This window comes from Collinsella sp. AF14-35 (genome assembly GCF_003464565.1).
Lineage (GTDB): Bacteria > Actinomycetota > Coriobacteriia > Coriobacteriales > Coriobacteriaceae > Collinsella.
Map to the genome: position 1 here is coordinate 1 of NZ_QRZD01000040.1, position 10535 is coordinate 10535.

5 protein-coding genes are annotated in these 10535 nt (G+C 50.8%); 4 read left to right on the forward strand and 1 reads right to left on the reverse strand.

Features of this window, described 5'->3' with window-relative positions:
• The 3 genes from DWW12_RS09375 to DWW12_RS09390 all read left to right on the forward strand — a co-directional run.
• The coding region (locus DWW12_RS09375; RefSeq protein ID WP_147345494.1) for a sugar nucleotide-binding protein at nucleotides 1–485 on the forward strand (485 nt) is incomplete at its 5' end.
• Nucleotides 486–884: 399 nt separating this feature from the next.
• Entirely contained in the window at nucleotides 885–2273 is a 1389-nt protein-coding gene (locus DWW12_RS09385) for an RES family NAD+ phosphorylase (protein WP_117855805.1), read from the forward strand.
• A 202-nt stretch (nucleotides 2274–2475) separates the two neighbouring features.
• Nucleotides 2476–4734, forward strand: a complete 2259-nt coding sequence (locus DWW12_RS09390) for a P-loop NTPase fold protein (protein ID WP_158564439.1) — start codon at nucleotides 2476–2478, stop codon at nucleotides 4732–4734.
• Nucleotides 4735–5655: 921 nt separating this feature from the next.
• Here the strand turns inward: DWW12_RS09390 and DWW12_RS09395 are convergent.
• Complete coding sequence (locus DWW12_RS09395; protein ID WP_117855807.1) at nucleotides 5656–10044, reverse strand: hypothetical protein; 4389 nt, start codon at nucleotides 10042–10044, stop codon at nucleotides 5656–5658.
• Nucleotides 10045–10267: 223 nt separating this feature from the next.
• On the opposite strand from DWW12_RS09395, the gene DWW12_RS10060 reads away from it, so the two are divergent.
• A partial coding sequence (locus DWW12_RS10060) for a hypothetical protein (protein WP_233544290.1) occupies nucleotides 10268–10535 on the forward strand: 268 nt, incomplete at its 3' end.

Genomic DNA, 10535 nt, shown 5'->3' on the forward strand with positions numbered 1-10535 from the left:
CCGGCGACATCGCCGTGGCAGGGTGCCCGCGCCACTACATCATGCGCAGCTCCTGGGTCATCGGCGAGGGGCACAACTTCGTCAAGACCATGCGCATGCTCTCTGACCGCTGCGCCTCCGCGGACGACGCCCTGGAGCAGGTCACCGTCGTTGACGACCAGCTGGGCCGCCTGACCTTCACGCGCGACATGGCCGCCGCCATCTTCCACGTGCTGGAGAGCAAGGCCCCCTACGGCACCTACGGCTGCACCGGCTCGGGCGCCGTGAGGAGCTGGGCCGACATCGCCCGCGCCGTCTTCGAGGCCGCCAACGGCAACGGTGACAAAGTGGCCCCGGTCAGCACTGCCGACTACTACGCCAGCGCCGCCGGCCCCATCGCCCCGCGCCCGGTCCACTCCGCGCTCGACCTCTCCAAGCTGGAGTCCGCCGGCTTCCACATGCCCGACTGGGAGGAAGAGCTGGGGGAGTACCTCAAGACGCTCTAGTCGCTATTTATATTGCGAGGGTAAAGGCCGCCGTTCTCTAACGGCGGCCTTTCTTGCGCCTAGCGTAAAGTCCTGCCGCGACAAGAGCGGCGGCGGTCACCAAGCTAATTGCAAGCCCCGCAGATGCTGTCGAGGGCAGCCTCACGTGGTGGTCGTAGAGGAAGTCGAGGCAGGCCAGTGCATCGGCCTCGGCCTCCCTGCTTGACCGTTCTAGGTATCCAAGTCGCCCTCTTCTTCGTGATCGTTGTTGCCCAACTCAGGAGTCTAGGAATGATATTCTCGGTTGCAGCTGGTATGATTGGGAGGCGAGTCGCAGGTTGCCGCAAACACAGGCTGCGGCCATGGCGATTCGGATAGAAAACAGGTCGGGCCATTTAGTGAGGGGAGTCGATTGCTACGGTGGATGAGACGAGGACTGACGGGGATTCCGCATCCGCCCGCACGGATCTCTCCAAGGCGCTACGCGAGTCGAAGGCGATGCGGCTTAGCATGGCGAAGGCCCTGAGCGAGTCCGTCGCATATACCGAGATGATGCATAAGACGTCAGAGGCGGTTTGCGCCAGCATGGCGCCGGCCCTCGCAACTTTTGCCGACAGCATCAAATCCATTACGGCGGACGTCCGCCTCGACTCCATTCGTGCGGTCCTCGATTCCATCAACTCCAGCGGCTGGCTCTCTTCCTATCGAGCCTCCGAGGTCGAGAAGGTTGTTTCCGCCCAGCAAGAACTTCTTGCGGCATGTATGGTCTCGATCCAGACGCCCGCCATTCGGGACATGGTGGACCGCTTTGCGTCTAAAGACTACTTCGGCGTCTACGAGAGCCTTGCCAACAGCCTTTCTGGGCTGACCGTCAGGGGTCCCGACATCGCCCTCCTTGGCAATGTCGGCGGGCTTGTCGATTCCCTCGGGGATTTTGGCTATGGCGGCTCGATACCGCGTGGTGCCAAGACCTTCGTGAGAGAACTCAGCAAGGCCTCGCTCGAGCGGCTCTCCGTTAGCGAAGATGTCTCGGTCGACATCAGGGGGAAGAGGTTGCTCGTCACGAGGTCCGTGACGGATCCCGTGACGGACCTCGTGGTCTGCAGTTGGGCCTGCAATTTGGCCGGCGATGATTCCGGCGAGGTATCCGCGAACGTTCGCTCGTTCAACGTCCTGACCTCGTCCCTGTCCTTCCTTGAGGGGCTGACAGAGGTTGACATGATGGAGCTTCAGCAGCTCTGCTCGGATGAGCCCGCCTTCGCAATGGATTGTAAGGCCGGTAGGGTTATCTGGGAGACGGTTCGTGACTGGAGGGATGCAATTTCGTTCGACAGGCCGGTCTATTACCATGCTCGGCTAAAGCCCGCGGGGACGGCCCCGTACCTTAAGGACGACATGGCCAAAGCACCCCGACTACTTGTGAAAGCGGGAAGGTTTAACGGCCCGCAGAAGGCTTACTACTACTTCTCTGACACAGAGCACGGCGCGATGCAGGAGATTGGGAAGCACGGTTCGGGGGACGAGGCCCAGGTCGCCGAGATAGAGGGCAGGCGCGACGTCCGCCTCATCGACCTTTCCGGCGTGGGCCGCGGGACCAACTACTTCCTGAAGTACCTTCGGTTTCCATTCACCAACACCGACCAGGTCATCCCGCCGGAGTACCTCGTGCCAAACTTCGTCGCCCAATGCTGCCGCCATGCCGGCATCGACGGAATCAAATACTACGGCAGCAAGACGTACAGCAACTACGTGGTTTGGGATGACGGCTTGTTCCGCATCGCGTCCATGCGCGTGGTTTCCATCGAATAAGGCTGGTATGACAGCTGAATTCGATGTGGTCGGCTTCTTCGATGAGCTCATGTGCGCGCTTGGGGAGATAGCAGGCTACATCGGCGTGGTCGACCATGGGCGCTAGCCCCCTCTACGGGTAAATGAGCCGATTCTAGCGAACGCAAATTTAATGTGGGGGTATCGAATAGCTCATTTCTGACTGTAATAGGAGGTAGTGGCCTTGGATAAATCCAACCTATCTCTTGCCACGGATACACCAATCAAGGCAAGGGAGCAAGATCTTATCGGAAGGACCCCTTTCGCTGAGAGGCTGGCAGATATTCTGAAATCCGCAGCTGGTCCCGAGTCCCTTGTCATTGGTTTGTATGGGCCTTGGGGATCAGGCAAGACTTCGGTTATAAACCTCGTTGAAAATGCGCTCTCCCGAAAAGACGATGACGGCAAGGCGGGCGTCTCTGTCGTCCGTTTTGAGCCCTGGAATTACCTCACGTCCGAGCAGCTGCTCGCTCAGTTTCTTAAGGAAGTCGGGAGTGCGCTTGATAAAGATGTACATGGGCGGCGCACGCTATTCGGCAAGTTATTCGGCAAGCTGTGCGGTAAGCGCCCCGAGGTGCTCAATGCTTTCGCGGCATATTCTGAAGCCTTGTTGATTACCGCCGGTGCCGCTGCCAGTTTGGCGGGCGCGCCGCTTGCAGGCGTTGCTGTGCCTGCCTTCGGCAAACGTTTGGCGAGCAGGTTGAGGAAATCCGCAGAAAGGGCGGGAAGCGTCTCTTCGAAGAAACAGAGACTTGAGGAGGAGCTCCTCAAGTTCGATGGGCGGGTCGTAGTGATCATCGACGACATTGATCGGCTGCCGAACGATCAGGTGCGTATGGTGTTTCAGCTCGTCGCCTCCCTGGCGAAGCTTCCGAAGATAAACTACCTTCTTTCATTCGATGAGGAGGTGGTTACGCGGGCTTTGAGTGAAGTCCAGAATTGCGATGGCGCCGAATATCTGGAGAAGGTGGTCCAAGTCCCTGTGCACCTGCCGTCCATTTCATCGGGCGATTTGGAGCGGGTGCTTCTCAAGGACATCAATGCGATTTTCAAGTCGTTTGCATACAGGCTGGAGGACCTCGACGACAAGAGGTGGAACGGCGTCCGCCTGACGTTTCTGAACAATCGGTTCTTCACCATAAGGGAGGTTCGACGGTTCACGAACGCGTTAAAGGCGAAGTTGAGCATCCTGCCGCGATTCTGCTGCTTCGAGGACGTCGCCGCCTTGGCGGTACTGGAACTCAAGGTGCCAAAACTCGTTGATTGGATTCGCGTGCACAAGGACCTCCTTTGCGGCACAATCGGATCGTCGTTATATATGAATAACATGGATCCAAAAGACAACCTCGCCAATTTGGAGGAGCTGATTTCTAGGATAGTCCCGAGATCTGAAGCCAAGTGGGCGGTCGAGGCCGTCTGCAGGCTTTTCCCGCGGGTGGCAAATAAAACTGGCATGAGTCATTGCGTCTCTTACTCGAGGGAGAGCTTGAACGCTATCTGGCGGGCCGATTCCTTCGATCAATACTTCCATTCGAACATGCCGGACGGAATCGATGTTCACGAGGTACAGGATGCGTTGAATGTGAGCGATGGCGGTGTGTTGCTCGATGACCTGCGCAGGCACGCCGAAGCGGGGAGTATGATCGACTTTGTATCGGCTATGAGGGCCCGTGTATCGACGTTGGAGGAAGGACGTGCCGAAATCGTCACCAAGGCGTACCTTTTGGCCTTGGGTCTGAGTAAGGAAAAGAGATACGCCCCTTTGGCCTCGACGAGTGCCGACCTGGAACTCCTCAGACTCATCGAGTTGCTGTTCAAACAGTTGGGGCCTGCTAAGTCTGACGAGATTCTGCGAGCGTCGGTGGACGAGAGCAAGGGTAGAATTGTCTATCCGCTCGTGCCTTTCTTGATATCGCAGCTGAACAGCCTGAATGACGGGGGAAACGGTGGCTGCAAGACGCTTTTGCCCGAAGGCGACATTTTCGAGCTTTCCGATGCCGTTTGCGCCAGGGTGGGCGAGGACGCCGCCGCGAGGAACCTGTTCCTAGACGATGAGTGTCATTATGCGTTGATCTTGCTCAAAGAGCGTAAACCCAATGAATTCATGGCTTATGCGAAAAGGATTGCCAATGCAGACGGGGCGGGGTGCGCGTCTTTTCTCTCGTTCGGGCCGAAGCGCTACACCTTGCTGGGCAGCGACGAAGTAACGAGCTTCTCATTCGATAAGACTGCTGTCGCAAAGGTGGTCGAGCTCGCAAAGGTCGACGGTCTTCTTGCTGAGGCTCGCACAGATGGCAGCTTTTTTGAGTTGCCGGAAGACTGCCAGCTGGTTGCGGCGGCTTTCTGCGCTTCGAATAGAGACGATGATGATAGAAACGAGGTCTCTGCTGAAGAAGCTGGTAAGCTCCTTGCGCATTGGAGGCGAAATAGCAGGAGGGCGTGATGGAGATGCGGACGCTTCTTTGGACCGGCTATGTGACCGTGACGGGCGCGGTCGACTGTGCCCGGCCCTCACTGCGGCTCTTGATGTAGGCGGCGTCGAGCCAGATGTAGGAGAGCCGGTTGCCGGCCTCGCATGCCTCATCGGCCTGGGCGTACATAAGCTCTTAGATGAACGACTCGGCCATCACCCTTATGGGCTCGGCCATGTTCACCATGCCGTCGTCGAAGCTCGGCATCGGGGCGCCTCCGCCCGCGATCTCGTGTATCTTGTCCATATGCGGTTATTGCCTTTCCACGAATCCTGACTTCAGCAATTAGAATTCTAGGCGATAACCGCTTCCTGCTTTCTACGGCCAGGGAAGCGGCCCCTTACACCAACTTCTGGCACACTACCGACTTAGCGACGTCCTTCTGTGATTTCTATTTGATACCTTTAATGGATGAGTATGAGCATTTCACAAAAGGCGAGCGATGTGATGCTTGCAATTTATTTTCTAAGAGCATTTCGTTATGGCTTCACAGCGGTATGAGCGTTCCAATGCCAGAAGAGCCCGTGAAATACACATTACATCATTGTGATTTAAATAGATCAGATCGCGTTCTTTTATCCGCCCGTTTCCTAGCGGAGAACGAGGATCATATGTCAACCTATGACGTTGAATCGTATCTAGTTGATGCGGGCTTACACGAATACGTAACGGGTCTGAATAGGGAGAAAGTAAGCATTCCTTTTACCGGTGAAGATCGTCAGCTAGTTTCAGTCCTCGTTGATTATTACGGAAAGGCCATTAGGAATTACTTTGTTTATTCAGACGAAGTAATTTAGGCAGAAGGCACCGGGGCCTAACTCGGCCCCGGTGCCCTAGCGCGATATCGGCGGTGTTGTTTCGCGATATTTAGCAGTGTCCAAGTGGGCAAATTATCACTTGAAAATCGGACAAGAAGCAAATGCACCGGATTCTTCTTCCCAGATAAGCCATGACTTCTCATTGAATTCAAAGTCGCAACCTAAGCGCTCACCAACTAAAGCATTAGGGCCTCGCTGCACCGTTGCATGCCATATCAATTCAAACCCTTTTTCATAAAGGGCATTTCGAAGAATTTCGCCATTGGCAAGCAATGCATGATATTGGTGTCGGAATTCGAGACCAAAACAAACTTCTTCAAAAACAGATTCACCTTCACTATTAAAATAATGAACACCATCGGTTCGTTTAACCTCGGTGGCTTCTCTAGCCAGTTTCGAAGGAAAGAAGTACCAGCAATCATCTTTCTCGATGAGACGATCAACACCTTGCCCACTTAGAGGCATTAAGAGTGAATGGACTCGTGAATTCTTATTTACCAATTTGGATTCATCGATTTCAACCATCTGCGGTGAAGCCAATGCCTCTGTCGGCGCTATGTAACAAACCGATTGGCTAGAAGCAATGCTGACGGTAAAGCTGGATACGCCTTCGCTAAAATCGGCTATGGTTGGGCTTTTCGAATTAAGCTCCGTGAGCTCCTTACGGCTTATTGCTCCACCATGGATCCAAATACGTGAGTTTTTGCCGCTCGCGCCCCAATCGCATGAGTACAACGCGATTGGGACAGCAGTACACCTTTCACGGTCTTTTAGAATCTTAGCGTTGGTATCGGTGGTCGGATTGTAGCCAAGCATGGCGAAGACACATTCTGGCGATATGTCGTTAATCCACTCCTCAAAGTCTTGTTTCGATAATTGATCGAAACCGCTACACGAAAAGGCCTTAGGGAAGTGAGGCATCTTACCTTGAACTTCATTTGTAGCCGTCATTACGGCGTCTTCAAATAGAGGGCTTTCGAAACTCAAGAGGTTCCTATAATCGGTGCAATAGGCGTTATCCTGTACATCCTGATCCAATAGACATTCTTCGCTCATTGGAATTCTGTCCGCTAGATAGCCGCAAATCTCATTTCGTGCACACCATACATATTTTTCAGCTATCGTCATAACGGTGCTGCGTAATCCATGATCGGCCCTGTCGTATGCAATTGTAATCAATCGGTCTATTCCGCTTGTTCTATAACCGCCTTCTCCAATTTCGCCTTGAATGGTTGCCTCATCATACCCATGGTCTAAAAGATACTGATAGGCAGCTGAAATAACCCACCCCTCAAACTCGAGAGGTACATCAACTTTGGCTTTAAGCACAGACGCTTCCATAATTTGTTTCAGCTTAGCGTATCGTCCATTAAAACCAGACGCCACTTGAGGACGATGAAAAGCTGAAGCCAAGCGATCGACCAGAACATAGCGCGCCAAGTCGTAATGAATCGGTCCATACCCGTGCATTGCCTTAGCGCAACTTGCTGATTTATATATTGGCATCACTGAATTGTTAGCATCAAATGGGTAGGGTGGTCTGCAGAGATTTATTTCACCTGTAGCCAGCAATCCGTACCCATTGCATTGCTCGGCAAGAAGTCTTGCGTAATTCCTAATTGCGGCGTCTCTATTTCCTTGCTTGTCAGGGCATTTAAATACTGCTTCATATGCAATAGTATAAAACCGTTTAATAACGACAAGCTCAAGGTTCCCTTGACACACGATTTCCCCAGCGATAGCAAAAATGTCTTCACGAATTTGAGGGTCGTTGCAATTGCCAAACTTTTCAAAGATGCGAACGAACTCATGAGGGTTTTTCATTCCCCATTGGATTAACTCTCTTCTGTAGTGATTCCTTTCTAGATTGCTAAGTGAAGACAGTTTCCATGCAAATAGCAGGGGCATCTGCTCTGCAGTTTCACGTCCGTCCAGCCGAGGTAGGTTTTGTAAATGGCGACGCTCTTCATGATATGCAATTTGTGAGCTTCTGAGGTCCATCTTAACTGCGATAGGAAGCGACCAGACAAGGTCGCGCTCAATTGGGCTCTTAAAACTATTTAGATAGCTATCGAGCAGCGATGTACCCAATGGGTGATTAGGGTAATTGGCAACATGAGCAACGATACCATTTAGAACATCACTAAAGTCTTGACCGCCGGCGTAAAGCAACTCCATCGCCCATGGTTTGAATTTTTCCGTTGTATTCGGGTCCGCATTTGATAGCGCATACAGATCGATTTTACGTAAATAGTCTTCGTCAATTGCATTAATCAGCCTGGGATCCTTACTCGGGAGAATCCCTTTCTTCTCGACCAACAGCACTCCATACAGCATTGTAGCGTCTTGATTATTCGTCAAAATGTCTTTGAAATATTGGGCATCGCTTTGAAGAAGGCGCTGCGCAATGCAGTAATCCCATAAGTGCCTACTACCGGGTATATAGCATGTCGGCTCAGGCAGATTGAGAAAATCGGGCACATCGTTAAACGAATGCCCAGATTTTTTAACAAGAAGAATTCCGTAGCAAGTCAGTAAATTGATAGTCGCATCTTTAACCTGATCCCTAATTCCAAATCGAGATAGCTTCTGCTCAATTTCGATCTCATCGATGCTCTCATGATCCATGAAGTGCTGTGAAAGCGAGCTAAGGGCGGTCTGTACAGGTTTCTTTCGTGAAGTATCAACAACGCTTGGCAACCGTTTTTCAAGCTCGGTGTCTAAGCGCTTTATTTCGGAAGATGTCAATTGGGATAATGTGGTTGAAGCAGATCGATTTAGCGTTTGACCTTTATAAACATTGCAGAATAATTTGAGCTCATTTGGAGTGTTCAGTAAATATCTATATTGTGTTTCGCCCTCAATCCGAATTTCGTAATGATCGATGTATCGATCAAACAACTCATATACCGGAACGTCGCCACCTGTGGCTATCTCATAGCAGCAGTCATCAAGCTCATTATCCTCAAATTTTTTTATTAACCAAGGGCGAGATGAATATATAAAACGAATACGAGGGTATCGATCCGTTATAGCATCTCCTTCGTGAATCTTTTCTTCCCAGAAATAAGATGAATGCTTTTCGTCCAATCCATCAATCATGATGACAATTTTAGAGCGAATGAGCATCGAGTCAGTTTTGATATCTCGCAGGGAAACGTAGGTAGACAATGCTTGCCATAAGCTAGGTTCATCCCAGGTTCCGCTTAGCCCAAGTACCTGTTTTATTATTCCAAACCAAGTAGCGTTTTCTGGAATATCACTTGCAAGAATTAATATGGGAACGTGGGAGACACCACATTGAAATGCCCTTGCCTTACCTGCAAGCCCACATGTCTTTCCAGTCCCCTGATCGCCAACGACAATGCAATGTGGGTTTATAAGTGTTTCGAGCGCTTCTCGGCGCAGCTCCCATATGGAGGGGCATTCACGAAAAGACGCAAGAGCGTCCTTGAGTTCATAGGTATGATTTTGGAATGACGGCTTGTATTTAATCTCATAAATTTCGTCAATAAAGCCCTCTATATCTGAGTAGCTTATATCGTCAGAGCAGAGCGCATCATACTTGGTCCTACTTAACCCATCTCTTTCAATTGCCAAGAGGGTTTTTATTACTGATAGTTTGTTTATATAACATTCAATAGCATTTTTACAGGATTCGGCTTTTGTAACCAGCTCGTAATCACTTTTAGGCATGTCGTTGACTTCCTGATTACGACAAGCCGCTGCTACAAGCGAGTCAATCATACTAGTTATGTTATTGCATGTTTCGAGATAGCCATCGATTTCATCGATGAGCCTCTTTCGGAGAGCATAGGAGCCAAGATATTTATCGAGAAAGATGGACAGGCCTCCATCTTCATTAATATCTGGAATATACCTTGATTTAAGCCTAGCCACCGTCTTGGCCAAGGCGATTTGAAATACATCTGGATTAACTTCGGTTTTTTCAAACCAAAATCTCCGTAACCCCTCATTTGCATGCTGTACCAGTAGGTTGTTTATTTGACTTTCATCCCAAAGAATGACTTCTAACCCAGGGCTCTCCTTTTCTATCTCTGTTTTAAATATGCGCCACGCCGCATCTTCTCCTTGGCTGGTTTTACCATGTGCAATCGTCTTTGATGAGGTTAAGTTGTGCGGAATGCAAATAGTGTATTGGGTCAAATGTGGACGGATTTTAATTGCCTGTTGAACCGAATTTCTAATTTGGCCCCATTGGCTAGAAGTCAAAGTTGATCGAAACCACTTCGCTTGCACCGCATAGCACTCGGTGGAACTTTCGTTAGTCCAATATGCCTCGATGCCACCATCACCACCAGCGCCCCTTATGTTGCAGTAGGTCCAGTTGTCATCAAACTGTTTTTGCCCCTTTCCACAATACTCAAATAGTTGACAGCAAAGCTCCTCAAAGGCGTCAGCAGGACTCATGCCTTGTGAGTTGAATTTCTCGAAAATGCTCATGATTCCTCTAAATTACGAAGTCATTTTTATAAGAGTCCAGATTGATACTCGCCGTAATTTATTCCCAGCCAACGAGATAATTACGCATGTTTCCTTTATATCGCTCAATAGCTCTGTACTCAGCATCCTGCGCTATTGCATAGTGACGTCTCCGGCTCAGCCAACTTCTTAGGGCTTCGTCCAAGGCTTTATGAAATGATTAAATGTCGGAAGCGTATCAGTAGTGATTGTAGACGCCTCTCCTTTCACCGATTGGCAAAACGATTTACACCTAATTGTTGGCACAGCTCAGAGGCATTTTCTTTGTTTACGGCCTGATCTCGCTAAACTAATAGCTGCTGCTACCAGGGCATTTTCTGGTGCACATTCTATTGGCTCTGCGAAGATCGGAGCGGGTATGTTTGCTGCCGAGTCCTGCACCAGCCGTCATTACATTGCGATTGTTGCCATGGCCTGCCTATGCGTTTTGCTGGGCGGGCCTTCTTATGCCG

What these genes read in the sequence shown, in the direction of transcription:
- DWW12_RS09395 (WP_117855807.1), bottom strand. Translation starts at nt 10,044, where the DNA reads ATGAGCATTTTCGAGAAATTCAACTCACAAGGCATGAGTCCTGCTGAC.